The 23,540-nt window shown below is 58.0% G+C and carries 22 protein-coding genes; 9 read left to right on the forward strand and 13 right to left on the reverse strand.

From position 1 onward, the window contains the following. Positions 1–61: 61 nt before the first annotated feature. On the reverse strand, positions 62–553 hold the full coding sequence (locus tag ACR0FG_RS17080) for an FxsA family protein (protein ID WP_480894198.1): 492 nt from the start codon (positions 551–553) through the stop codon (positions 62–64). Positions 554–661: 108 nt separating this feature from the next. Between ACR0FG_RS17080 and ACR0FG_RS17085 the strand changes: the two genes are divergently transcribed. From ACR0FG_RS17085 to ACR0FG_RS17095, 3 genes are read left to right on the forward strand one after another with little or no spacing between them, the layout of a single operon-like run. Further along, complete coding sequence (locus ACR0FG_RS17085) at positions 662–1,321, forward strand: Tim44/TimA family putative adaptor protein (protein ID WP_170711182.1); 660 nt, start codon at positions 662–664, stop codon at positions 1,319–1,321. Further along, positions 1,318–2,358, forward strand: a complete 1,041-nt coding sequence (mltA, locus tag ACR0FG_RS17090) for a murein transglycosylase A (protein ID WP_480894199.1) — start codon at positions 1,318–1,320, stop codon at positions 2,356–2,358. Before ACR0FG_RS17085 ends, mltA begins: the two co-directional genes overlap by 4 nt. After that, the gene (locus ACR0FG_RS17095; RefSeq protein WP_480894200.1) at positions 2,358–2,945 is read left to right on the forward strand and encodes a Smr/MutS family protein; all 588 of its coding nucleotides are present in this window, start codon (positions 2,358–2,360) and stop codon (positions 2,943–2,945) included. Before mltA ends, ACR0FG_RS17095 begins: the two co-directional genes overlap by 1 nt. A 69-nt stretch (positions 2,946–3,014) precedes the next feature. On the opposite strand, the gene ACR0FG_RS17100 is transcribed toward ACR0FG_RS17095, so the two are convergent. Both ACR0FG_RS17100 and hslU read right to left on the reverse strand, forming a co-directional pair. Then, positions 3,015–4,112 (reverse strand): alpha/beta fold hydrolase, encoded by a 1,098-nt coding sequence (locus ACR0FG_RS17100; protein ID WP_170711179.1) that lies wholly within the window; start codon positions 4,110–4,112, stop codon positions 3,015–3,017. Between the two features lie 107 nt (positions 4,113–4,219). After that, positions 4,220–5,527, reverse strand: coding sequence for an ATP-dependent protease ATPase subunit HslU (hslU, locus tag ACR0FG_RS17105; RefSeq protein WP_480894201.1), 1,308 nt, complete (start codon positions 5,525–5,527; stop codon positions 4,220–4,222). A 122-nt stretch (positions 5,528–5,649) separates the two neighbouring features. Here hslU and ACR0FG_RS17110 point away from each other — a divergent pair, with 122 nt between their 5' ends. Continuing rightward, entirely contained in the window at positions 5,650–6,891 is a 1,242-nt protein-coding gene (locus ACR0FG_RS17110; protein WP_480894202.1) for an MFS transporter, read from the forward strand. Here ACR0FG_RS17110 and hslV read toward each other — a convergent pair. Continuing rightward, a complete protein-coding gene (hslV, locus tag ACR0FG_RS17115; protein WP_480894203.1) occupies positions 6,883–7,440 on the reverse strand; it encodes an ATP-dependent protease subunit HslV in 558 nt (185 codons plus the stop codon). The two genes, ACR0FG_RS17110 and hslV, sit on opposite strands and share 9 nt — an antisense overlap. Before the next feature lie 196 nt (positions 7,441–7,636). Here hslV and ACR0FG_RS17120 point away from each other — a divergent pair, with 196 nt between their 5' ends. Continuing rightward, on the forward strand, positions 7,637–7,834 hold the full coding sequence (locus tag ACR0FG_RS17120; protein WP_170711175.1) for a DUF1127 domain-containing protein: 198 nt from the start codon (positions 7,637–7,639) through the stop codon (positions 7,832–7,834). 149 nt (positions 7,835–7,983) lie between these two features. Here ACR0FG_RS17120 and trxA read toward each other — a convergent pair whose 3' ends face one another. The 8 genes from trxA to regB all read right to left on the reverse strand — a co-directional run bounded on the left by trxA (position 7,984) and on the right by regB (position 19,807). Beyond that, positions 7,984–8,304 carry a thioredoxin gene (gene trxA / locus ACR0FG_RS17125; protein ID WP_170711174.1) on the reverse strand — a complete coding sequence of 107 codons (321 nt, stop codon included), beginning with the start codon at positions 8,302–8,304 and terminating at the stop codon, positions 7,984–7,986. 60 nt (positions 8,305–8,364) lie between these two features. Continuing rightward, positions 8,365–11,724, reverse strand: coding sequence for a double-strand break repair helicase AddA (addA, locus tag ACR0FG_RS17130; protein ID WP_480894204.1), 3,360 nt, complete (start codon positions 11,722–11,724; stop codon positions 8,365–8,367). Beyond that, positions 11,721–14,648, reverse strand: coding sequence for a double-strand break repair protein AddB (gene addB, locus ACR0FG_RS17135; protein WP_480894205.1), 2,928 nt, complete (start codon positions 14,646–14,648; stop codon positions 11,721–11,723). The genes addA and addB overlap by 4 nt, the downstream gene beginning before the upstream one ends. Then, complete coding sequence (locus tag ACR0FG_RS17140; protein ID WP_480894206.1) at positions 14,641–15,327, reverse strand: nucleotidyltransferase family protein; 687 nt, start codon at positions 15,325–15,327, stop codon at positions 14,641–14,643. The genes addB and ACR0FG_RS17140 overlap by 8 nt, the downstream gene beginning before the upstream one ends. Beyond that, positions 15,324–16,328, reverse strand: coding sequence for an aminoglycoside phosphotransferase family protein (locus ACR0FG_RS17145; protein WP_480894245.1), 1,005 nt, complete (start codon positions 16,326–16,328; stop codon positions 15,324–15,326). The genes ACR0FG_RS17140 and ACR0FG_RS17145 overlap by 4 nt, the downstream gene beginning before the upstream one ends. Next, positions 16,325–16,795 (reverse strand): tRNA (adenosine(37)-N6)-threonylcarbamoyltransferase complex ATPase subunit type 1 TsaE, encoded by a 471-nt coding sequence (tsaE, locus tag ACR0FG_RS17150; protein ID WP_480894207.1) that lies wholly within the window; start codon positions 16,793–16,795, stop codon positions 16,325–16,327. Before tsaE ends, ACR0FG_RS17145 begins: the two co-directional genes overlap by 4 nt. 41 nt (positions 16,796–16,836) lie before the next feature. After that, positions 16,837–18,345 carry a PAS-domain containing protein gene (locus ACR0FG_RS17155; RefSeq protein ID WP_480894208.1) on the reverse strand — a complete coding sequence of 503 codons (1,509 nt, stop codon included), beginning with the start codon at positions 18,343–18,345 and terminating at the stop codon, positions 16,837–16,839. 64 nt (positions 18,346–18,409) lie between these two features. Beyond that, the gene (regB, locus tag ACR0FG_RS17160) at positions 18,410–19,807 is read right to left on the reverse strand and encodes a sensor histidine kinase RegB (protein WP_170711168.1); all 1,398 of its coding nucleotides are present in this window, start codon (positions 19,805–19,807) and stop codon (positions 18,410–18,412) included. Positions 19,808–19,896: 89 nt separating this feature from the next. Between regB and ACR0FG_RS17165 the strand changes: the two genes are divergently transcribed. The 3 genes from ACR0FG_RS17165 (at position 19,897) to ACR0FG_RS17175 (ending at position 22,419) form a co-directional block, all read left to right on the forward strand. Beyond that, positions 19,897–20,517, forward strand: coding sequence for an SCO family protein (locus ACR0FG_RS17165; RefSeq protein ID WP_480894209.1), 621 nt, complete (start codon positions 19,897–19,899; stop codon positions 20,515–20,517). A gap of 86 nt (positions 20,518–20,603) precedes the next feature. Beyond that, complete coding sequence (locus ACR0FG_RS17170) at positions 20,604–21,158, forward strand: ActR/PrrA/RegA family redox response regulator transcription factor (protein ID WP_170711166.1); 555 nt, start codon at positions 20,604–20,606, stop codon at positions 21,156–21,158. 49 nt (positions 21,159–21,207) lie between these two features. Further along, complete coding sequence (locus ACR0FG_RS17175) at positions 21,208–22,419, forward strand: glycosyltransferase family 87 protein (protein WP_480894210.1); 1,212 nt, start codon at positions 21,208–21,210, stop codon at positions 22,417–22,419. Between the two features lie 5 nt (positions 22,420–22,424). On the opposite strand, the gene ACR0FG_RS17180 is transcribed toward ACR0FG_RS17175, so the two are convergent. Then, positions 22,425–23,018: an HD domain-containing protein gene (locus ACR0FG_RS17180; RefSeq protein ID WP_480894211.1), complete on the reverse strand. Its 594-nt coding sequence runs from the start codon at positions 23,016–23,018 to the stop codon at positions 22,425–22,427. Positions 23,019–23,225: 207 nt separating this feature from the next. Between ACR0FG_RS17180 and ACR0FG_RS17185 the strand changes: the two genes are divergently transcribed. Next, positions 23,226–23,540 (forward strand): hypothetical protein, encoded by a 315-nt coding sequence (locus tag ACR0FG_RS17185; RefSeq protein ID WP_170711163.1) that lies wholly within the window; start codon positions 23,226–23,228, stop codon positions 23,538–23,540.

Below are 23,540 nucleotides of genomic sequence, written 5' to 3' on the forward strand. Positions count from 1 at the left end.
CGTCTCCAAAAAATGAATTTCGCCACTGCTTATCAAGTTGGGCGGGGCACCTCAATGCAGGTCACGGACCTTCTACCCATTTAGAAGGCTTTGACGGGTCGCGGCGGGGTTTGACCTCGGAAAACTCGCCGTCGATGATATCGCCCTGACCCTGCATGTCCGGGCCGGTGCGGAACTGTGCGCCGGTGCCCATCTGGAAATGGGAAACCGTGACCTTGGACCGCAAATAGCGGAAGACGCCCATGCGCACGGCCGGGATTAACAACGCAAATCCAATGGCATCGGTGAAAAACCCCGGTGTCAGCAGCAATGCGCCAGACAGCAGGATCATTGCCCCATGGGCCAAAGGCTCGGTCGGGTCATCCAGTTCGGCAAAGGATCGCTGCAACTGACCAAGGGCCATGCGACCTTGTGTCCGCACCAGAACAGTTCCCAAAACTGCGGTCAGAACCACGATGGCAAGCGTCGGCCACAGTCCGATCAGACCGCCAACCTGGATAAAAAGCGCGATCTCGATGATGGGCACCAATAAAAATGCCAAGAACAGATACATTTGCGTTATCCTTTACCATACGCCGGGCTGTGGACTTGCCCCCCAGTGTCACCTACATAGTGGCTTGAGGCCGCGTACACAAAGTCTCGGTTCTGAAAAGAGGATGAAATGAACTCACCCATGATCCAGCTTTTGGTGCTTCTTGGCATAGCTGTTTTTCTGATCCTGCGTTTGAAAAGCGTATTGGGCACGCGGGAAGGCTTTGAAAAGCCGCCCCTGTCGCAACAACCCGATACCAATACCGCGCGGCGTGATTTCGAAGTGATCGAAGGCGGCCCGGATCATGACATCACCGACCATGTGGCCGAGGATAGTGATCAGGCGCAGACATTGGCGGCAATGAAGCGGGTCGAGCCCAGTTTTTCGGTCAGCGAATTTGTTCAGGGCGCACGTGGCGCTTATGAGATGATCGTGATGGGGTTCGAAAAGGGCAATCTGGATGAAATTCAGCCCTTCCTGTCGGAAGAGGTTTTTGACAGCTTTGTCTCGGTTGTGGCCGACCGCGAAGACAAAGGGCTGACTATCGAGGCCGAGTTTATCGGGGTGCGTGAAACTACGCTTGCGGATGCCCATTTTGACAAGGACACCAACCAGGCCGAGATCACCATGCGGTTTATTGGCGAGTTGACCTCGGTCGTGCGGGATCGCGGTGGTGACATCATTGAAGGCAACCCCAACACCGTCAAACGCCAAAAGGACAGCTGGACCTTTGCCCGCGTGATGGGCACGGATGATCCAAACTGGCTGCTTGTCGCCACGGACGCATGATTGCAACGCTCCGGTCGTTTTTTCTGGTGGGCGCAATGACAACCGCCAGCGCCGCCGGAGCAGAGGCGACGCGATCCATCCTGTCTTTTGACGATCTGGATGGCTGGGCCGCCGATGATCACGCGGCGGCCCTTTCGGTTTTTCTGAACACCTGCGGCGATCTTGATGATCCCGATTGGCAGGCGCTGTGCGCGGTGGCCCGGACTTATGAGCCCGAGGCCGCGCGCGCGTTCTTTGAGCTGTTTTTTCGCCCGGTTCTGGTCGAAGACGGCAAAGACGCTTTGTTCACAGGGTATTTCGAGCCCGAACTCGACGGAGCAACATCGCCATCCGGCAAGTACCGTTACCCGCTGTATCGAATGCCGCCCGAGGCACGGCAGGCCGGTCAATGGCTTAGTCGGCGTGAGTTGCTGACCAGTGACGTGATGCAAGGCCGGGGGCTGGAAATCGCCTGGGTCGATGATCCGGTCGAATTGTTCTTTCTGCAAATTCAGGGCTCGGGCCGCATTCGACTGCCGAATGGCGATGCGCTGCGGGTGGGTTATGGCGGGGCGAACGGTCATCCCTATCGCTCAATCGGGGCCGAGCTTGTGCGGCGCGGTGCGCTGGGCGCGCATGAGGTCAGCGCCCAGATGATCCGCGCCTGGGTCCGCAAGAACCCCGAAGCCGGGGTCGAGTTGCTGCTTCACAACCCATCCTATGTGTTCTTTCGCGAAGTCACGCGCGTCGCGCCCGAGTTTGGTCCATTAGGGGCAATGAACCGATCTGTCACCACCATGCGCAGCATCGCCGCCGATCCTGTCTATACGCCGCTGGGCGCGCCGGTCTGGGTGGAAAAGGATGGCAAAACCCCCTTGCGCCGCCTCATGATCGCACAGGATACCGGCGCTGCCATCAAGGGCGCGCAGCGTGCCGACATATTCTTTGGCACCGGCGACAACGCCGGTCAGGCTGCGGGTCGCCTGAAAGACCCCGGTCGTATGGTCCTGTTGCTGCCAATACAGCGGGCTTATGCCCTTTTGCCGGATGAGTTCTGATGACACGGCGCAAACTGACGGCGGATGAGATTGATCTGTGGCGTAAGGTTGCCCAACAGGCGGAACGCCTGCATCCCGAACTGCCGCAAACGGTACATCCGACCGTTTTACCCAAACCCAAGCCATCGAAACCTCCGAAACCAAGGATCGAGGCTTTTGAGCTGGGCCAGATCGCACGACCCGGTGCGGCGAAAAACAATCTGAAACCGTCTGTTCCCGAAGATCTGCGCGCCCGTCCGGTGCAAATGGATATCAAGGCTTTCGGGCGTATGAAACGGGGCAAGCTGAAACCCGAAGGTCGCCTTGATCTGCATGGGATGCGCATGGACACGGCGCATCCGGCGCTGGTGAGGTTTATCCTGACGGCACAAGCCTCGGGTAAGCGGCTGGTGCTGGTGATTACCGGCAAGGGCAAGGATCGAGATGAACCCGGCCCGATTCCAACCCCGCGCGGGGTGCTGCGCAATCAGGTACCGCAATGGCTGGCCCTGCCGCCTTTGGCGCAGGCTGTGTTGCAGATCACCCCGGCACATATCAGCCACGGCGGGGATGGAGCTTATTACATCTATCTGCGCCGCAATCGTTAGACCCATGTGCCATGGATTTCATAAACCCGCTGGCCTGAGATTTCCGAGAACAGAGCAGGTTGAACTCTGTCACGGAGAACTGATCTGTGCTTGCCCTGTTTCGGTCAGCACGATCTCGGTCGCGCCATCGGCATTGCGCTCGCTCGGTGGTGCTAGCACGTCGATGCCCGGTCGGTCTGGCCCGAACGTGCTGCTGACCCGGCGCACGGAACTGAGGATGGACAGCAAGGCCGGTGAGGTTGCGGCCACGAAATGCGATGACCCCGCGTCTTCGCTGAACGCCGTGGTGTCGATGACATTGATCGGATAGTCCGCCAGCGCATCGACCGAATTGATGCTGCCCAGACGCTCACCCTGTGACGTGCCACGCAGGCGCGCCGAAATGCCCAGAACCTTGTCTTTCTGCGAGACCATGACCACAAAGGGTTCGGGCGGCGATTTGATGCTGTCCATTTGCGAGCGGAACAGATCAACATCCAGATCGGGAGAGATCAAAATCACGCCTTCGATATTGCGTTTTGACCAGCCGGGTTGCCGCAGTTCAGCTTGCCGCATCATCTCCATCGTCAGGGCGCTGCCCATGGAATGCGCGATCACGATGACCCGTTTGACGCCAAAGGATTTCAGGGTTCGGATCGTTTGTTCCAGCCCGTCTCGGGCAAATAACATGCTGTCCAGATCATAAGCATATCCCGTCCCCTTGGCGCGGCTGGGCCAGGAATAGATCAGGGTCGATCCGGGAATGCCAATATCATGCGACAACTGCGCAGCACGGAACGCGGTTTCCGTTTGAGTGGCGTTATAGCCGTGAACAAAGATCGAAACTTCGTCCACGCCACGCAATCGCGATTTCAGACCTTGCGGTCCTGAAAACTCGGACATGTCCGCCAGAACGAATTCTGTGTTGGGGTCCGGATTGGCATACGAGAAATCCAGCGTTCCCGGCGTATGGTCTGGCGGGATCGAGACCGTCATCTCAAGAAACCGCAGGCCCTGACTTCGGTGATACCCATAGGTGCCGTCAGCCTCGCGCGCGCGTGTTGTGGCGGCAAAGACGGTTTCGGGCACGCCAACACGCAGCGCATCGGGCACGGTTTCGGACACGGATCGATCCACGCAGGCACCCAGCGTCGCAGCCGTTAGAAACAGGATCAGATAACGCAGCACAGCCAAACCCTACAGTGATTGGCCACTACGCTATCGCATTCCGCCCCGACGTCCAGAGAGGCCGGGACAGGATGCGGTCAAAACCGGCGAAAACCGGCTGTTCTATGTTACAGAACGTAACGGCTGAGGTCGGTGGATTTGGTCAGCTCACCCAGATTGTCGCTGACAAATTGCGCATCTACAACGATCTCGGCCCCGGCCTTGTCGGGGGCGTCAAAGGACAATTCCTCGAACACACGTTCCATCACCGTGTAAAGCCGCCGAGCACCGATATTCTCGACGCTTTGGTTTACGTCGGCAGCAATTCGGGCCAGCGCGGCGATGCCATCCTCGGAAAAGCTGACCGTTACCTCTTCGGTGCCCATCAGCGCGGTATATTGCAGGGTCAGGGCGTTGTCGGTTTCGGTCAGGATGCGCACGAAATCTTCCTCGGTCAGCGCCCGCAACTCGACGCGGATCGGAAGACGGCCCTGCAGTTCCGGCAACAAGTCCGAGGGTTTGGCGATGTGAAACGCACCCGATGCGATGAACAGGATATGGTCGGTTTTAACAGGCCCGTGTTTGGTGGACACGGTGGTGCCCTCGATCAGTGGCAACAGGTCGCGCTGAACACCTTCGCGGCTGACATCCCCACCTCGTGCGTCCGAGCGGGCACAGACCTTGTCGATCTCGTCCAGAAAGACAATGCCGTTCTGCTCGACCGAGTCCAGCGCAACGCGATTGACGGTTTCATCATCCAGCAGCTTGTCAGCCTCTTCCCCGATCAGCGCCTCATAGCTGTCAGCAACCGTCATTTTGCGTTTTACCGTGCGACCGCCGAAGGCCTTGCCAAAGATGTCACCCAGATTCATCATGCCCATCTGTCCGCCGGGCTGGCCGGGAATGTCGAACATCGGCATCGGGTTCGACGTGTCAGACAACTCCAGCTCAATCTCGGTGTCGTCCAGTTCCCCCGCCTTCAGCTTTTTGCGGAACATCTCTCGTGTGGCTTCGCGGGCGTCCGTACCGGCGATAGCCTCGATCACCCGATCCTCGGCGGCCTGATGGGCACGGGCTTTGACGTCCTCGCGCATGTATTCGCGGGTTTGCAAAATGGCGGCATCCGCCAGATCGCGCACGATCTGTTCCACGTCACGCCCGACATAGCCGACCTCGGTAAACTTGGTCGCTTCGACCTTGATAAAGGGTGCGCGGGCCAGTTTTGCCAGACGGCGGCTGATCTCGGTCTTGCCAACGCCGGTGGGGCCGATCATCAGGATGTTCTTGGGATAAACTTCATCCCGAATATCATCCGCCAGCTGCTTGCGTCGCCAGCGGTTGCGCAGTGCCACGGCTACGGCGCGTTTTGCATCCTTCTGCCCGATGATAAAACGGTCCAGTTCCGAGACAATCTCGCGCGGGGTCAGGTCGGTCATATGTGTTCAATCCGTTTGTTTCGCACCGGAACCTAATCATGGGGCGCGAAAACACAAGCCGTTAGGCGTCAGGTGGCCTGTCTGGTACACTGGTCCGAAATGTCTGATCCGGGGTGTGTTTCATGACGAAGATTGCCAAGATTACCCTTTTGTTCGTGGTGTTTGTCGACCTGATCGGACAGGGGTTGGTCTTTCCCATCATCAACTCGCTGATCATGGAAACGAAATCCGGTTTTCTTCCGCAGAACACACCCGAAGGGCGGCGTCATTTCTACTATGGCCTCGTGATTGGCTGCTTTTTCCTGTCCTGGTTTCTGGGCGTTGTCTATGTGTCCAAGGTCTCAGATTCCATCGGGCGCAAGAACGCGCTGCTGGTCTGTCTGTTTGGCGCATTAGCCGGATACGCTATCACTATCGCGGCGCTCTATCTCAACAGTCTGATCCTGCTGATCCTCGGCCGGTCGATTACGGGCTTTACCGCCGGCAATCAACCCATCGCACAGGCGGCGATGATTGATGGCAGTACTGATACCGCTGATCGGGACCGCAACATGGGCTATATCGTCACCGGGGTTAGTTTTGGCCTGGTCGGAGGGCCAATCATCGGCGCGGTTCTATCGGATGCGGCCCTGCTGGGCAGCTATGCGACCCTGAAAACACCATTTTACGGAGCCTTCGTGCTGGTGCTGATCGCCATCTTCCTTGTGATGACCTACTTCAAAGACACCAGGACCGAGCGCGAACCATTTGTATTCCGCCCCCGCGATATCACCGACAGCCTGATCGCAGTGCGTGGCCACCCATTGGTTCTGAAAATTCTGCCGGTCTATTCTTTGTTCATGATCGCCAACGTCACTTTTTACGTATTTGTCGACAACTTCCTGACGAGCGCCTGGGGATACGGCGTGGTCGGCGGTAGCATGGCGATGGTGGTGATCGGCTTTGCGCTGGCGTTTTCCAGCACCTTCCTGGTCAAGCCTGCACAAGAGAGGTTCAGCAAGCACGGGATCATCTACACCTCGCTGGTGATCATGGTAATCTGCGGCTTCGGCTTCGCCTTCAGCCCCAGCGGCGTGCTCAGCTACATCCCGGTTTTCTTTTTCTATTTCTTCTTCGGCGTGTCCTACCCGACCCTGCTGGGCCTGTTCTCATCCTCGGTCAGCGAGGCGGATCAGGGCTGGGTTATGGGTGTGTGCACAGCCGTGTTCTGTCTGGCGGGTGGGATCATGTCGCTGATCGGCGGCGGGTTGATGAGTGTCGACATCCGTATGCCCTATTACATCGTGATCGCCACCGCGATCATGGGTCTGATCGGAATGCACCTGCGCTGGAAAGGCAAAGAGATCAAGGCGCTGTTAGCCTGAGATCTCCTCAACCGTCAGATTGCCGTTGGTGTAGACGCAGATATCAGCAGCAATCGCCATCGCTTCACGCGCGACCTCTTCGGCGGATTTGTCGCTGTCCATCATAGCGCGCGCGGCGGCCAGAGCGAAATTGCCACCTGAACCGATGGCGGCCACGTCGTGCTCGGGTTCCAGCACATCCCCTGCCCCTGTGATCACGAACAGGTCTTTGCCGTCGGTCACGATCAGCATCGCCTCGAGCTTTTGCAGGTATTTGTCGGTGCGCCAGTCCTTGGCCAGTTCAATCGATGCCCGCATCAACTGACCCGGTGTCGATTCCAGCTTGGCCTCAAGCCGTTCCAGCAGTGTAAAAGCATCCGCGGTGGACCCGGCAAAGCCTGCAACCACTTCAGACCCGCCAGGTGACAGGCGGCGTACCTTGCGGGCGGTGCCCTTGATCACGGTCTGGCCCAGACTGACCTGCCCGTCCCCGGCAATGACAACCTGCCCGCCTTTCTTGACGCCGATGATGGTGGTGCCGTGCCATCCGGGAAAATCGCTGTCTGCCATCGAAGCCTCCGTTTTCTCTGGCGTTCTATATGGGCCGGGCGCGCGGGCGGTGCAACCGTTCTTAGATTGCCCAAAAGATATGCAATAGATGCAGACCGGGGCTGTCGAGTCAGCATTTGTAGGACTCAGGACATAGGTCTAAACGGACATCACAACCGACAACGGGTCGGCTGTTTCTGTTTGAAGGAACGCGCACATGGCGAACGCAATCGCAAAAACTCACGCGCCGCTCGGAGCAGTCACCATTCTGCACGTAGTGGACGCAATCATCTCGGTCTTCAATTCTGTTGTCGAGTGGAACAACGCGCGCAAAACGCGCAAAATCCTGTCGCAGCTGACCGACGCGCAGCTGGAAGATATCGGTCTCAAGCGGGCGACTGTCGAAACCATCTGACCCTGCGATCAGAGAGAGAAATTGGAACAGCCGCCCGGATCGCCCGAGCGGCTTTTTCTTTTGGATCAATCTGATTAGGGTCCTGAACCTAAGACCATGAAAAAAGGCGCCTCGAACCGGGCGCCTTTCCTTTTAACTTTGAAGCCCGATCAGATCGACTCGTCAATCCAGCTTTGCAGCGCGGCCTTGGGCGCAGCGCCGGCGCGGTTCGATACAACCTGACCGTCCTTGAAGATGAACAGCGCCGGAATGCCGCGAACGCCCATGGCGGCAGCCGAATTGGGGTTGCTGTCAACGTCGACCTTGGCGATTTTCACCTTGCCGCCATATTCAGTCGCCAGCTCCTCCAGAGCAGGGCCGATCTGTTTGCAAGGGCCGCACCATTCGGCCCAGAAATCCACCACAACGGGGACATCGGAGTTTTTGACTTCGGCGTCAAATGTATCGTCGGTTACGGCAACGGTCGACATATTCTGTCTCCTGAATGGGGTATGTTTGGGTAGTGAACCTAGGTGCGGCGATATGCAAGGTCAAGACGTCGGATCTTGCGTCAAAGCATCTGTCACAAGATCGTGTGGCAGCCACATCAGATGTGCGGTGCGGGTCCACAGGATCGCCGTTCTGATCTGACGCCCGGGATAGATCTGCGACAGCGCATGGGCATAAGCCCCCATCTGACGCAAAAGACTAATCGGGCAGCTTTCCGGCATGTCGGGCACCGTTGCGTTTGATTTGAAGTCGATGGCCTGAACCTCGGTTTCGGAAACGATCAGACGGTCGATCACACCATGAAGCCTGCGCCCGTGCAGATCGGCAGATATCGGAACTTCGGCTAACGAGCCCTGCGCAAACACTGGCGCCAGGTTTTCAGTTTGCAGAACGCCCGAGACCTCTTGCAACAATTCCGCCCGGTCCGTTTCGTGCATGTCTGGCAGCAATCGTGTGCCGAGGTCTGGCCACTTCTCTGCCCGAGCGGTGGGTAAATGTTCCAACAACAGATGCAAGCGGGTTCCGCGCAGTTTGGCGGCCTCTTCATCCTGACCAGCATCACCCGGTAACGCCTTTGCGCCGCCCAGATCCGACGGGCTGAGCGTTTCTGTTGGCGGTTCTGGTTCAGGCGCAGGGTGCAGGAATGCGGCTGGCAATGTTTCGGTTGGCTTCGGGCGATCCACCCGGGATGTCAGCGGCAAAGCCCCCCAATCTCCGTGCGCCAGACGCCGTATTTGCATGTCGGGAAGCTCGGTCGCCCCGGCCCGTTCCATCGCGTCTTCGACCATCTGGTACCAGCTGGATCCGTCTTTGCCTACATCGCCCGCTGCGGCGACGATTAGCCACTTTTCTGCCCGTGTTAGAGCCACATATAGCAATCGAAGCCGTTCGTTTTCTTCTTTCTCTCGTGCGGTGTCCCTTGCCTGCGTAACCAACCTTGGTGAAGCATCGGCCGGTACTTTCCACAGTGGCGTTTCCCCGGCCGCCATGATCTCGGCATCGCGCGGGGCTTGCCGTTTGCCAGTGTCGGGCAGGATTACAATCGGGGCTTCCAGCCCTTTTGATCCGTGGACTGTCATTACCCGGATCATGTTACCGACCCCACTCATCTGGCGCTTGATCTCAAGATCGTCGGTTTGCATCCAGACCAGAAAGCCGGTCAGGCTGGGAATATCCGTCCGCTCATAGGCCAAAGCCTGCGAGAGCAAAGCGTTGATCCCGTCCTCGGCCTCGGCCCCCAATCGGCCCAGCAACTTGCGCCTGCCATCGTGGCGGGTCAGAATGCGCTCGATCAAATCGTAGGGTCGCAGAAAATCCGTTTGCCCGCGCAGGTCGTTCAGCACGGCCAGTGTTTCGGGAAATTCTTCGGCGCGCTGGCGCAGGGCAGCCCATAGAAACGTATCCTCGCGCCGATGCGCCAGATCGAAAAGCTGTTGTTCGGTCCAGCCAAACAGCGGCGATTTCAGAACCGTGGCAAGCGACAGGCTGTCTTCTGGCGTGGCGAGAAAACTCAGCAGGGCTGCCAAGTCCTTGACGGCCAGTTCCGCGCCAACCTTCAGGCGATCGGCCCCTGCTATTGGAAGGCTCAGCGCCTTGCAGGCGCGAATGATCTCGGCAAACAGGCCTGACCGCCGCTGAACCAGGATCAGAAAATCACCCGGCTGCACCTTGCGGCGCACAAAGGTGCCCGGTGTTTCGGCATCGTCCGGGATGGTCTCGCCCCTGTCGAGCATGGCTTTGATTTCGTTTGCCACCTTTTCAGCCAGAAGAACAGTGTGATGCTGTGCGCCCGGACGATCAACCGGATCGGTCCAGTCGGCCTCTTCCTGATCTTCGACCTTTTCGATCACGGGCCACAGGTCAACGCGGCCTGGCAAATCGGCTTTGAAGGCACGGTGCTGTGCGTCCTTGTGAAACCCCGCCTCGGTTCGATTTTCGAACAGGATATCCACCAGGGACAGGATCGCGCTGGACGAACGGAATGAGTATTCCAGGGTTGAATCCCACAGTTTAGAGCCTGATTCCTGCAGCTTTTGACCGAACTCGTCCTGCATCCGATCAAAGGCTTGGGGGTCCGCGCCCTGAAAGGAATAAATCGACTGCTTCTTGTCTCCGACCACGAAAATGGTCCGCTCGACTCCGGATCGGGCCCCTTCCCCGCTCGTGAATTCCTGCGCCAGTTTTTCCACCACATCCCATTGGTCTGGGCTGGTGTCCTGCGCTTCGTCCACCAGAATGTGATCAATCCCACCGTCCAGCCGGTACAGCACCCACGCCGCGACCGCCGGGTCGTTCAAAACCTGACGCGCGCGCAGGATCAGATCGTCAAAATCAAGCCATCCCCGCAACTGTTTGCGACGCTCATATTCCGGTAGGAAGGCAGCAGCGAATTTATGTAGAACCAGCGTTTTCCGTGCAGCACTCAGCGCCAACCGCTGCTCACGCGCCGCTTCGACCCGGAGCATGAAGTCTTCAAGCCGGGGCATCAGTTCAGCCAACGCCGCTTCGCGCAAGGCTTTGGTGGGAAAGTTGCCGATTTTTGCGGCAAAAGGTTCTTTGGCAGATTTACCGTAGAGAAACACGCTTTCCAGCACTGGCAAACTGTCCAGTCCAACGCGCTTGACGACCGAGAGCTTCGCGGCGGCTTTTGCGTTGTTTCCGCCGCTTTCGATCAGGCCGGGCAGGATCGACTGCAGCAAGTCGATCTCGCCACCCAAAAACACCTGTCCCAGTAACTTATCTTCGTCAAATCCGTTTGGCAGGCCAAATAGATCAAGCAATTTGGGCCAGCGTATGGGATGCGTAAACCGGTTCCGGTTCTGAGTTATCGCAGCGGTGAGCCTGTCAAATCCGGTATCTGTTATAAAGCGCGCCATATCTTCGATCAGATGCGCTTGTGGCCCGTCGGCAAAATCCTCGATAATTTCTTCGCGCAGCAGGGCGGCGGCGCGGTCTTCCATTTCGGCAAATTGAGGGCTGACTCCGGCCTCAAGCGGGAAACGGCGCAAAAGCGCCGCACAGAACGAGTGTATCGTCTGAATTTTCAGACCACCGGGTGTTTCGATCGCGCGCGCAAATAGGGTACGCGCGCGCGCCAGACGATCCATGCTGACCAGATCCTCGACGCCCAGATCGGTCAGTTGCGTCATCAGCCGCACATCATCCAGCATGGCCCATTCGCCCAACCGTTTGAACAAACGGTTCTGCATCTCGCTGGCCGCAGCTTTTGTGTAGGTCAGGCACAGGATGTGCTGCGGCTGGACCCCGCTTAGCAACAGCCGCGCCACACGGTCGGTCAGAACCCGCGTTTTGCCTGACCCGGCATTTGCTGCCAACCAGGTCGAGGCATCGGGCCGTGCGGCCTGCACCTGACGCTCGGTCGCTTCGTTGCGTGCGATCATGTCAGGTCCTCGGGTTTGGTCTCGGTTGCACGATCCCACTCGCCGAACCGGGCAAGCTGATCATAATCGCCGATATCCGTATCCTTGTGCAGCATTCGGCGGGATGAGAAGCCCTGATCAGGCTCTAAATAGGTCGAAATCAGCTGCTTCAGTTCCCCCAGCACCTTTTCGGCGGGCTCTTTGGTCAATGGTGCGGGCACCTCTTTATATGTGCCACCCATCCCGACAAACACCGCTTGCGCCACCGGCAAGGGGTCAAAGCCCTCTAACCCGCCCTGCTCGGCCAATGCCGCCTCGATCAGCAATTGTTTGTCGAACTTGGCCTGCTGATTTTCCGACGGCGGTGCGCCCGTCTTATAGTCGATGATCCGCAACGCGCCGCGGCTGTTGACGTCGATCCGATCAGCGCGTCCCGCAATGGTGAAATCCAAAGGCGCCAACACCAGCTTCATCGCAGTTTCAAACGCCACCGGCCCGCCATCGGTCCGGCGTTGGTGTTCGGCGGCCAGAAAATCATCAGCGATCCGTTCCAGCCGCGCCAGCCAGAGTGCACGGGCCGTTGGCCAGGCCACGTGCTGGGCCAGCAATGCCTCGGCGCGTTTCAAAAAGTTTTCACGCGTCAGCAGCGCGACATCCAACACGCTGTCCTTGACGAAATGTTCCAGAATTTCGTGGATTACAATGCCGCGCAGCAACGCATCAGGGGCGGAAACCAATGGGTCCAGCGGTTTCAGACGCAGCACATGTTTCGCGTAGATCGCATAAGGATCACGGATCAGGCGTTTGATCTCGGTCACGGATAAACGTTTTGGCCTTGCCGAGATCGGAGGCCGGGGTGATGGGCGATGTGCGGGTTCGATTTCCGGCGCATCTTCAAGCGCTTCGGACCAACGCAGCCATTGATCACCGCGGGCGCGCATATCGGAAAGCACTTGCGGCCCGCCCTGCCCTTCAAGGCCCTGCAGCAGGTTGGTAAGCCGGTTCAACCAGCGCGACGCAACCGTTTCTGCATCGTCGGATCGTGTCGACCGCGTCAACCAGACCTCGGGCGCGCCGACGGCCTGTTGAAAGTCGTGGGCAGACAGCCCGATCCGGCGTTCCGGAAGCAACAGCCCGGCCTTATCGCGCATCTGGCGGTTCAGCCACGGATCAGGTGCCGGGGCCTCGGGCCAACTGCCTTCGTTCAGGCCGCCCAGAATCAACAAATCCGCACCTTGCACGCGCGCTTCCAGAGTGCCCCAGATCATAATATGAGTGTGCGGGGCGTCGCGGTCGCGGACCTCTTCGCCAGCCAGCAACGCGCCCAGAAGGTCGGCAAAGTCATTGGCGGTCAGATCACCGCCATGATGCGCCTCATCCTCAAGCGCGGTCAGAACCTTAAGCGCCTTTTGGCCTGCGTTCTTTTCCCAAAGCGTCCCGGTTTCACCTGCGGGCCCGGCCGAGATCGCCTGGGCCAGTTCGCGCAGCCGTGCGACCCAGGCCTCCAACGGCAATACCCCGGCAGTGTTCTGTTGGCAGAACATCGAGATCAGCCAGTTTAACCAAGTCTCGGGTATGTTTTTGAGGGCACCATAAGCCAGCAAGCTGTCGCGGTCTGGAAATGGCGGACCGTTGCGCCGAAGGTCCAGCTCCAGATCGCGGGTTTGCAGAAGATGCATACCCCTGTCCCCACCGTCATGGCAGAGCGGATGTTTCAACAGCGTCAGCAAGGCCTCGCCATCCAACCGACGTGTAAACAACCCTGCAACATGGCGCAGAAACCGACCCGGCGGAGACAGCTGCAAAGGCAGACCGGCGCTGTCGTCCGGTAGAATGTTCCAGCGATCCAACGCGGCGCTGACCTGACGGGTCAGCATTCGGTCGGGTGTGATCAAAGCAGCCGTTTGCCCGGTTTCTGCCGCTTGCCGCAGGCGCAACGCAATTGCCAAAGCTTCGGATCGCGGGGATTGCGCCTCGATCAATGTCAGATCACAGGTGGCACCTTCGAGGTCTTGCAGCTGTGGGCCTTCGGACATCCATGCATCCGTGATCGGTGCGGGGCGTAAAGCCAGCGAAACCAGACGGTTACGCGAAAGGGAAGGGGGTTGATCTGCAGACCACGGCAGAATGTCTTCCGGGTTCAATTCAAGCCCGCGCATCAGTTTGCGAAACCGGTATTGAGGGTGGTCCTCGGACGTCAAAGCCTCATCCAGGTTTTGCCAGACGTGATCGGGTTGATCAAAATCATATCCCGGCAGGACCAATGCCCCTCGCGGTAGGCGGGCTATGGCCTCCATCAACATCAGCGTGGTTCCGCGTGATCCGGTTGAACCCGCCAGGATGACCGGATGTTGCGGCGGGGTCGTTTGCCAGCTTGCAATCAGGTTTTCGACCACGCGCCGCTGCCGGGCCTGCGCGTCCAGCGTATCATCTTCGGATGCGACGACGTGATCGGCGATCCCGATGAATTTCTGCGCGCGCTCCCAATGCCCGGACATGTCGCTGACATCCAATTGACGGATCGCATCAGAGGAGACGCCTTCGCCCTGCATCTCGTCAATCAGGGCAGCAAGGCTGTCTGACAGATCGAACAGGGATGCCCGTGCAGCCAGGTCGGGCTGCTGGTCCAACAGTTTGGCAATCAGCTGTGTCAGCTCAAGCCTGCGCCGCAATGCGGGAATGGCGGGTGGAATGTGCTCTAGATCTACGCTTTCACCCAGATCAGTCACCAAAGAGATTTTGGGCAACAAACATGCAGGGCCCTGATCGAACAGGTCACGAACCCGGCGTGCCATGCGGCGTGTGTTGACGATCAGGTGTACCCGAGCCAGAGCCTCGGGCGGCAGGTTGGCACAGCGATCTCTCAGCCCGTTGACCAAAGCTTGGGGGAAGTCTGCGCCCGGTGGGACCGCAAAAACCTTTGGCGTTTCGCTGTGGTCAAACATCGGCGATCAAACCTTCGGCCAGCGCGATGCCTTCGGGGCGACCGACGTCGCACCAGCGACCGGGATATTCAAGCGCGAACAGCCGGTCCTGCGCGTGCATCCGGTCCCATAGCAGGTTCAACGAAAACGCAGCGTGCGGAATGTCGTGCAGCCCTTCGGTTTTGACGATCTGTGCGCCGCCGTAGATCATGTCGGGACCGCGCGATATGCGGCCCTGAGCATCGCGCGTGAAATCTCCGCGCCCCGAATGCCCGATGGTCTGGGCAACCGGGATACACATCAACAGCGCATCCATCTTTGCCGGATCCCACTTGTCTTTCAGCATCTGCAACGGGTTGGGACCGGCCCAGATTGCATCTGTGTTTAACGTAAAAACGGGATCAGAACCCAACAAGGGCAGGGCGGCGCGCAAGCCGCCACCGGTTTCAAGGATCTCAGGCTCTTCGTGCGATATCAGCACGTTTCGAGGGGCCAGATGAGCGGCCATCTGGTCGGCTCGATAATGCACATTGGCCACCACGCGCGTGGGTTGAAGGTCGTCGACCAGTTCAAGCGTATGATCAATCAGGGGGCGGCCTGATACTTCGATCAAGGGTTTTGGCAAATTGCGCGTCAACGCCCCCATGCGGGTTCCGAACCCGGCGGCAAACAACATTAAGGCGTCAGGAGCAGTGTTCATGCCGATTTAAGCCTGGCAAGATTTTCTGTGGTTGGTTCGGGCAATGCTGAACGAACCAATTCGGCGATCGGAAGCAATGCGGGATGTTCAAGATCGCGCATCAGATGCGCCCATACGGCAGGAATCAAATCAACGTAATGCGGTTTGCCGTAGTCGGTCGCAAGGCGGGCAAACCCCCCCAATATCCGCAGGTTGCGTTGGGCGCCCAGCACGCTGTAGGCGGTGCGGAAATCGTGACTGTCTACGCCGGTTACCTCGATATATCGGTTGATCATGCGCATCTCGATCCCTGCGGGGACTGATCGGCGTACATCCTGCAACAGCGACATCAGATCATAGGCCGGATGTCCCAGCATCGCGCTTTGAAAATCCAGCAGGCCGACGCGGGCCAGACCGTCTCGATCAGGAAGCCAGATCAGGTTCTCGGCGTGATAATCCCGCTGCACGACGACCCGCGTACCGCCGGTTTCCTGATGCAGAATGTCGGCAAAGCGGGATTCAAACCGTCGCCGTGCATCTGCGTCATGGTGGCCCAGAATGCCCTGAGCGTATTTGGTAAAGGAAAGTGCAGAATATTCGGTCATCAGCGCCGGATCATAGCTTTCCAGGGATGGCACCGGTGCCGAATGCAGGTGGACCAGAACATCTGTCGCCGCTTCGTACAGCGTACGCTCAAGACCGGGCTCGCGTTTCAACACGCGCGCGAACAGGTCATCGCCCAGATCCTCAAGCAGCAGAAATCCATATTGGCAATCCTCTGCATAGATTTCCGGCGCGCTGAGGCCGATGGATCGCAAATATTTCGCCATGCGCACAAAGGCAGCGATATCCTCGTTCTGATCTGGTGGTGCATCCATCAGGACGGCCGTGCGCCCGCTGGCCGCATCGGTCAGCCGTTCGTACCGGCGGTTTGAGGCGTCTCCGGCCAACGGCGCGCGCTCGGCCTCGGCCCATTGGGTTTGGGCGATCAGCGCTTTGGATAGAATGGCGCGGTTGGTCATGAAATCGCCTCCAGCCTGACGGGCCATTTCGGATCGGTCCATGTCAGGGTCAGGTGTCGTGTGTCCGGATGTTTCGGGTCAGCCTGAAACTGAACCAACAGGGCCGAGGGCGGTGCCAAAGGGCCCAGTTTGTCGGGCCATTCGATCAGGCAGACGGCGGTATCGAACTCATCGATCAGGCCCAGCTCTTCGACCTCGTCGATATTGCTCAGGCGGTAAAGATCTGAATGCCAGACCTCTCCGACCTGTGTGTCGTAGACCTGAACCAACGTAAATGTGGGTGAGGGCACGTCCTCGGGTTGATCCATCAGAGACTGGATCAAAGCACGCGCAAAATGGGTTTTGCCGCCACCGATTGCACCGTCCAGCAACAGTACGTCACCGGGACGTAGCGCAGCACCGAGTTTTCCGGCCAGAGCCGCAGTTTCATCCGGTGATTTCAGTGTGATTGAGGCGGGCGTTTTCATGCCGCCACAATGGACTTACGCCCGGTCGCCTGCAACCCGGTTCAGGCGCTGATTCTTTGCAACTCGGGTGTCTGATCGGGTTGGGTCTCGACAGAGAATCTGACGATGGTTGCGCCCTTCTGCATTGGGCTGACGGTACAGGTCATCTTGGTTCCGTTCCGCATCACCATATCCGCTGACCATTGGGTACGGTCGTCTCTCATTTCGACAAAATCCCGAATCTCGCCCAGAACCGGGGTTGCCATGCACTGGTCCTGCCAGTTTCGGGTGACGTCCAGAACCGTTGCGGATGCAAACCCCGTTTCATCCGTTTCACCCCAAAGCCGCTGATAGGCATAGTTGGTCAGGGCCAGCGTCCCGTCATCCGAAAAAACGGCGATTGCATCAGCCAGTTTGTCGAGGATGGACTGCATCAGATCCATTTCCGACCGGAAACGGCGCGTCAGAGTAATCTCGGCGGTGATGTCTTCGAACAGGAACGCCACTGCGCCATCCGGATGAGGCCGCCCGCTGATCGAATAGACTGACCCTGAAGGAAGGGACCAGGTTTCCTGATAGTTGCCGTCTTGCGCAGCCTCAAGCAGATCGTTCATCTGCCGCCGCCAGCCGCGATAATTCTTGGGCTCGGGCATCATGTGCTGGTCCCGCAACCGGTCAAAGAAACTGGACAGGCTTGGTCGACAGCTGAGAAAATCCGGGGGCAGGGTGGTCAGGTCGATCAGCGCCGGGTTGAACAAGGCCAGTTGCCGGTTCCGGTCGAAAATGGCCAGACCTATGGACAATTGCGCAAAGGTCTTGGTCATGGTCTGCACGAATTTGCGCTGGGCGGCCTCGGCCTCGACGATGGCGTTGATGTCCATTGCGTAGTTCAGCTGACCTTCTTCCCGCTGGATATGCGTCAGATCAAACCATAGCTTGTTTTCACTGCCCGAGACGGCAACCGATACACGTGTCTTCTTGCCCAGATGATCATCGTTCTGGACACGTGGAAACAAGGGAATGGTCAGATCGGCGTCCCGTCCCTTGGCTTTTCGCACCAATGAGATATAGGCCCCATTGCACCAGCGCACCGTGTCTGATGGGTCCAGCAGCCAGACCGGATAAGGAGCCTGATCCATGGCCAATCGGATCGGGTCATTGGGATCGCGTCGCACCGACCCACCGCTGCCCTGGCAATCGCGCAACTGCACGCGGACAATCCCGTCGATCCATTCGCACAAAACCTCTCGGTCCACGGTGCAATCGATGGCGGTAACAACCAGATTACCTTCGTTGCGTATGGTTTCGGGAGTTTCGGGAAAAGTTGGAAAATCGCGTTTGAGCAAGCGCCGCAGATCCTGCCAGTCCTGCACCGACTCATACCCGGCCAGGGCGATGTCTGAGTGGCTGATTAGCCGGTCGCCATCGAACAGAAATACCGCGTCAAACAGGGAGTACGGCGCCGAAAGCCCATAATCGCTTGCCTTCAGCTCCGGGCGCGGCATCAGCCAACGGACGGCAAATCCGGCAGATACAAGGCTGATTGCGGACAATATGATCCAGTCGGCCATAGAATCGACATCCCTCAAAACACAAGCATCCTCTATGAATGCCAATGGTTAACAGGGCCTTAACCTAGATCTGAAACGGTTGATTGGCACCGGACTGAACCGGTGAATCGCCTTTTTGCGCGTCGATCAGATTGCGTTGCCAGAATACCTGAACTATCGCGCCCCGCCGGTCGGGATCTTGTGTCAAGCTCTGATAAGGATCGGCACCATTGGCGAATTTCAGTTCCGCTCCGCTGCGTTCCAGCAAGGTCTTTGCGATGAACAATCCCAGCCCCATGCCCTCGTACTCCGGCCGCGTTGACGACTCGGAGTCGGCGCGCCTGCGACGCATGAAGGGATCGCCGATGCGGCCGATCATATGCGATGGATATCCGCGACCGTCATCCATGATGTAGATCTTGATCCAGTCCGCCGACCATTCCGCCTCGACCCAGACATTCGCCTGTGCAAAATCCACCGCATTCTGGATCAGGTTGCGCAGCCCGTGGATGATTTCGGGCTTGCGCAGGATCGAAGGCTGCTGAAGATCGGCATCCCCAGCAGGGCCTTCGTCGAAATGAACGGATTTGCCCCTGTGTATATGCGGCTCGGCCGCTTCGTGAATCACAGTTGAAAGCGGGGCCTGTCGCAGATGCAGGTCGTCTTTGCCGGCCCGACCCATATCGCGCAGAATGTCGCGGCACCGGTCGGCCTGTTCGCGGATCAGGGCGGCGTCCTCTTTCAGCTCGGGCCGGTCATCCAGTTCTTCGAGCAATTCGGAACTAGCGAGTTTGATGGTGGCCAGCGGGGTCCCGAGTTCATGCGCGGCAGCCGCCACGACGCCGCCCAGATCGGTCAGCTTCTGTTCGCGGGCCAGCGCCATATGGGTGGCGGACAGGGCCTCGGACATGGACTGGACCTCAGAACTGACACGGTGCGAATAGGCCCCGATGAACACGATGGCGATGATGATCGCGGCCCAGTTTCCGAACAGCAAAATGTCGGGCATGTCCAGAACAAGTCCCAGATTGGTGCGCAGAGGCAGGTGAAACTGCGCCAGCAGACTGGTCAGGGCAATGGCAACGGCACCCACGATCAGCGTTGACCGGGTGCTCATGACATTGGCCGAAATGGTCACGGGCCCCACCAGAAGCAGAGCAAACGGATTGTTCAGACCACCCGTCAGATACAGCAGGAAAGAAAGCTGAAGCAGGTCAAACAATACCATCAGGAAGTTCTCGAACTCTGATAGGCGCTTATTTTCGGGAAACAGCAGAATGGCGGTCAGGTTTCCCATCACCGACACGCCTACAGCGAAATAGCACAGGCCCAGTTCCAGTTGCACATGATAGGTCTGTTGCGCGACTGTGATGGCGGTGATCTGGCCGATGATGGCCACCCAGCGTAACAGGATCAGTGTCCGCAGGCGGATCCAGGTGCTGCGTTCCTGCCCGCGCCAAAGACTGGTATTGGATTTTGCCATTGGTCAATTATGTCCTGTTGTATTGGCTGGGTAACTTGATAGGTGTCCCGACCGAAACGATCAACAACCCCTCTGTCAGGACAGCGCTCATGATCCGCCTTTATGCCATCCTCGCAACCCTCGTTCTTGCAGTGGGGATTGGGGCCATGTGGTTGCTGACGCGGGGGGCCGGGTCCAATGACAGGTTCGCACAGTGCCGGTCCAGCCAGATCGCAGGCGGTGCGGCGGCCATTGGCGGTCCGTTCGAACTGGTGAATGGCAAAGGCGACACCGTGACCGACAAGGACGTTATTACCGAACCGACGCTTGTCTATTTCGGCTATACATTCTGCCCCGATGTCTGCCCCTTCGACATGTCCCGCAATGCCGAGGCCGTAGATCTGCTGGCCGAGCGCGGGCAGTCGGTGACGCCGCTGTTCATTTCAATCGACCCGGATCGCGATACGCCCGAGGTTGTGGATGACTATGCCTTCAATCTGGGCGGCAAGACCATCGCCCTGACCGGATCGCCCGAACAGGTCAAGGCCGCAAGCCAGGCCTACAAGACTTACTACAAGGCGCATGACAAAAGCGACGAGTACTACCTGGTCGACCATTCCACCTTTACCTATCTGGTCACGCCCGAGGATGGATTTCTGGAATTCTTCAAACGTGATGACACGGCGCAGCAGATGGCAGACAAGGTTGGCTGCTTTCTGGACAGGATCTAGGTCACAACCATCGGTTTGACCTTTGGAATGGCGCTGCTATTACTCATGTTTAAGCCAATCGGCGCGAAATAGCGGAAAGACCCAATATGGCAGACAGTTCCGAGCTTGACATCGGCCCCGACAAATCCCTGCTTCTGGTAGATGATGACGAGCCGTTTCTGAGACGTCTTGCCAAAGCGATGGAAAAACGCGGGTTCGAGGTTGAAACCGCTGGTTCTGTTGCCGCAGGCCGCGCCATTTCAACCGCCCGCCCGCCCGCATATGCCGTCGTCGATCTGCGACTTGAGGATGGCAACGGTCTGGATGTGGTCGAAGTACTGCGCGAAAAGCGCCCCGACAGCCGGGTTGTGGTGCTGACGGGTTACGGGGCCATCGCCACCGCTGTTGCCGCCGTCAAAATCGGCGCGACCGATTATCTGTCAAAACCCGCCGACGCCACGGACATTACCAATGCTCTGTTGGCCAAAGGTGACGAACTGCCTCCGCCGCCGGAAAACCCCATGAGCGCCGATCGCGTGCGTTGGGAGCATATTCAACGGGTTTACGAGCTGTGTGATCGGAATGTCTCTGAGACCGCACGGCGGCTGAACATGCACCGCCGGACGTTGCAGCGGATCTTGGCGAAACGCAGTCCGCGATAACCAGGCATCATCGGGTTCGGGCGTGCCGGGTTTTGCAACCAGAGACATCGTGCGCTTCGCTCTTTACGTTGTGTTTCTCGGGATTGGTTTGTTGTGGTTTCGCCATGCGCCGGGGGACGATCTTTCAGCGTCATACATCGCGTGCCGACTGTTTCTGACCGATCAACATGCGCATCTGTACGATCACCATCCCGCATTGTTTCACATAGTGGATACGCCTGCATGGGTACGAGCCGCAGAAGCCGCGCAGTTCAAAGGGTTTTTGCATCCCTACGTTCAGACCCCGATCTGGGGTTGGCTTTTACAACCTCTGTGCAGTGCGCTTGCGTTTGATGAATTCAAGATTTTCTTTCTGGCAACTTCTCTGCTCTCGCTCATCGCGTCGATTGAGCTTGTGGCCCGCTGCTGGGCGCGGGATTTCCTAAATCCGCTTGCTGTTGGCACACTGCTTGCAGCCGTCGTTCTGACGACGCCATTTCAATATTCAATGTGGCTGGTTCAAACGCATTCTCTGTTTCTGGCCTTCTCGTTGGGTGCTGTCGTGCTTGCGTCAAGCCGGCGCTCTTTGGCGGCGGGCGTGCTGCTTGCTATTGCTGCAATGGTGAAGATAACGCCGGGGGCCTTGGTTATCTACTGGCTGTTCCGCAGGCAATGGCGCGCAGCATTCTGGTTTTTCTTATGGTCCCTTGTCTTCTGGGGATTTGCCTGTCTTGCAGTTGGGTTTTCACCGCTCAAAGAGTTTCTGGATACCTTGCAGCGGGTTTCCAATATCTTGTTGATTTCCTACAATAACCAATCGCTTGTAGCCTGGCTTGGCGCTTTCGGCGCCGATCCAGTAGAAATCTGGAACTGGCATATGCTGCCGTTACCTTATGCTCTTGCGTTGGCGGGTACGATCTTTTCTGTATCAAGTGTCGCTTTGGCAGGCTGGCTGTCGCGGCGTCTGGCGAGCGACAGGCTGCCTGTTGCCTTTGCCCTGATCGCTTTGACGGTGTTTGCGCCCATTGCCTGGACGCATTATTTTATCGCGCTGATACCCGCCGTGATGGTTGTCGTAAGGATCGGTTCGATAACAACGCTTGTCGTGCCGCTGGTGGTTCTGTTTTTGAATGTACCGCCCATTGCATTGGATCCGATTGTCCCGATACCTGATGCCTTGACGCTGATCCGAAGCCATTTTTTCTCGGGGCTTCTGCTGATGATAGTCTTGCTGCGAAAAATGTTCAGCAGCCTCCGGACTGGATCAGAAAAGCGCGGTTAAAGCTCTTAGATTTTTTCCAGCAGTATCCTATGCCTTGCCAAATAGGCTTGCCGCGCCTCAACAGGTGGTCGCAGCCTGATGTCCAACCCTTCCATTACCGCCTTGTCCGGCCTTCCAAAGAATTTCGTTGCCTCGGCCTCGGAAAATCCTGCGATCTGCGTCGCCTCCATCCAGGCGCTGATCTTGTCGGCCTTTTTGATCTGCCGTTTCACCGTTTTCGGCACCGTGGCAGGCAATCCGAACCGGATATGAATCGCCGTCGCCAGACGGTCATCCAACGCGCCATAGCCGGGGCCGACGGCGGCTTTGACGGGTGAGATCATATCTCCGATCACATATTCCGGCGCGTCATGTAACAGGGCCGCCAACCGCCATTTCGCGGGGGCTTTAGGGGCGATCCGACCGTATAGCTCTTCCACCAGCAGGGAATGTTCAGCCACCGAATAGGCGAAATCGCCGTGCGTCTGTCCGTTCCAGCGCGCCACAAAGGCTAGACCATGGGCGATATCTTCGATCTCGATATCCACGGGTGTCGGGTCCAGCAGGTCCAGCCTGCGACCTGACAGCATTCTTTGCCACGCTCGGGGTTGTGTTGCCATTCTGCCATGCCTTGTGAACTGGGACACATCAAATTCGCATTTTTGTGCTATGATGTATCTGTCTGGATCACCGGCTGCCAACGTTTTCTTGAGCATTCGTGCTTTGAAACGTTGTGAAACGATCCCGACATAACGGACTGAGGGGGGTGCTGACTCCTCCCAGTTGCGCCCCTCTCGAAACGGAACTCGTATCGAAAGGAGCTTGTTATGTTCAAGCGTTTGTTAGCGACTGCACTGACCTTCGGAATGGCCGCCACGGCCCCGCCAGCCTTTGCGCAAAACTGTGCCCAGCGGGATGATGTCATTTCGAAACTGCAAAGCAGCTATTCCGAGCAATTGGCCTTTGGCGGTTTGCAGAAATCACGCGGTGCGCAATCTGTCATGGAGGTTTGGACCTCGAAGGAAACCGGAAGCTATACCGTTCTGGTGACTCACGCCAATGGCATCAGTTGTATTGTCGCCGTCGGCACTGATTTTTTTGAAGCGATACCAACCGATGCCGCAGAGGGCATCCCAAGCTGA

Source organism: Ruegeria sp. E1, assembly GCF_056534225.1.

Excerpts from the sequence above, each read along its gene's own strand:
- mltA (WP_480894199.1), top strand. The coding sequence starts at position 1,318 with ATGATTGCAACGCTCCGGTCGTTTTTTCTGGTGGGCGCAATGACAACC.
- hslV (WP_480894203.1), bottom strand. The coding sequence starts at position 7,440 with ATGGCAGACAGCGATTTTCCCGGATGGCACGGCACCACCATCATCGGC.
- tsaE (WP_480894207.1), bottom strand. The coding sequence starts at position 16,795 with ATGAAAACGCCCGCCTCAATCACACTGAAATCACCGGATGAAACTGCG.
- ACR0FG_RS17110 (WP_480894202.1), top strand. The coding sequence starts at position 5,650 with ATGACGAAGATTGCCAAGATTACCCTTTTGTTCGTGGTGTTTGTCGAC.
- addB (WP_480894205.1), bottom strand. The coding sequence starts at position 14,648 with ATGTTTGACCACAGCGAAACGCCAAAGGTTTTTGCGGTCCCACCGGGC.
- ACR0FG_RS17180 (WP_480894211.1), bottom strand. The coding sequence starts at position 23,018 with ATGGCAACACAACCCCGAGCGTGGCAAAGAATGCTGTCAGGTCGCAGG.
- trxA (WP_170711174.1), bottom strand. The coding sequence starts at position 8,304 with ATGTCGACCGTTGCCGTAACCGACGATACATTTGACGCCGAAGTCAAA.
- ACR0FG_RS17140 (WP_480894206.1), bottom strand. The coding sequence starts at position 15,327 with ATGAACACTGCTCCTGACGCCTTAATGTTGTTTGCCGCCGGGTTCGGA.
- addA (WP_480894204.1), bottom strand. The coding sequence starts at position 11,724 with ATGATCGCACGCAACGAAGCGACCGAGCGTCAGGTGCAGGCCGCACGG.
- ACR0FG_RS17165 (WP_480894209.1), top strand. The coding sequence starts at position 19,897 with ATGATCCGCCTTTATGCCATCCTCGCAACCCTCGTTCTTGCAGTGGGG.
- ACR0FG_RS17170 (WP_170711166.1), top strand. The coding sequence starts at position 20,604 with ATGGCAGACAGTTCCGAGCTTGACATCGGCCCCGACAAATCCCTGCTT.
- ACR0FG_RS17185 (WP_170711163.1), top strand. The coding sequence starts at position 23,226 with ATGTTCAAGCGTTTGTTAGCGACTGCACTGACCTTCGGAATGGCCGCC.
- hslU (WP_480894201.1), bottom strand. The coding sequence starts at position 5,527 with ATGACCGACCTGACCCCGCGCGAGATTGTCTCGGAACTGGACCGTTTT.
- ACR0FG_RS17080 (WP_480894198.1), bottom strand. The coding sequence starts at position 553 with ATGTATCTGTTCTTGGCATTTTTATTGGTGCCCATCATCGAGATCGCG.
- regB (WP_170711168.1), bottom strand. The coding sequence starts at position 19,807 with ATGGCAAAATCCAATACCAGTCTTTGGCGCGGGCAGGAACGCAGCACC.
- ACR0FG_RS17155 (WP_480894208.1), bottom strand. The coding sequence starts at position 18,345 with ATGGCCGACTGGATCATATTGTCCGCAATCAGCCTTGTATCTGCCGGA.
- ACR0FG_RS17095 (WP_480894200.1), top strand. The coding sequence starts at position 2,358 with ATGACACGGCGCAAACTGACGGCGGATGAGATTGATCTGTGGCGTAAG.
- ACR0FG_RS17085 (WP_170711182.1), top strand. The coding sequence starts at position 662 with ATGAACTCACCCATGATCCAGCTTTTGGTGCTTCTTGGCATAGCTGTT.
- ACR0FG_RS17120 (WP_170711175.1), top strand. The coding sequence starts at position 7,637 with ATGGCGAACGCAATCGCAAAAACTCACGCGCCGCTCGGAGCAGTCACC.
- ACR0FG_RS17145 (WP_480894245.1), bottom strand. The coding sequence starts at position 16,328 with ATGACCAACCGCGCCATTCTATCCAAAGCGCTGATCGCCCAAACCCAA.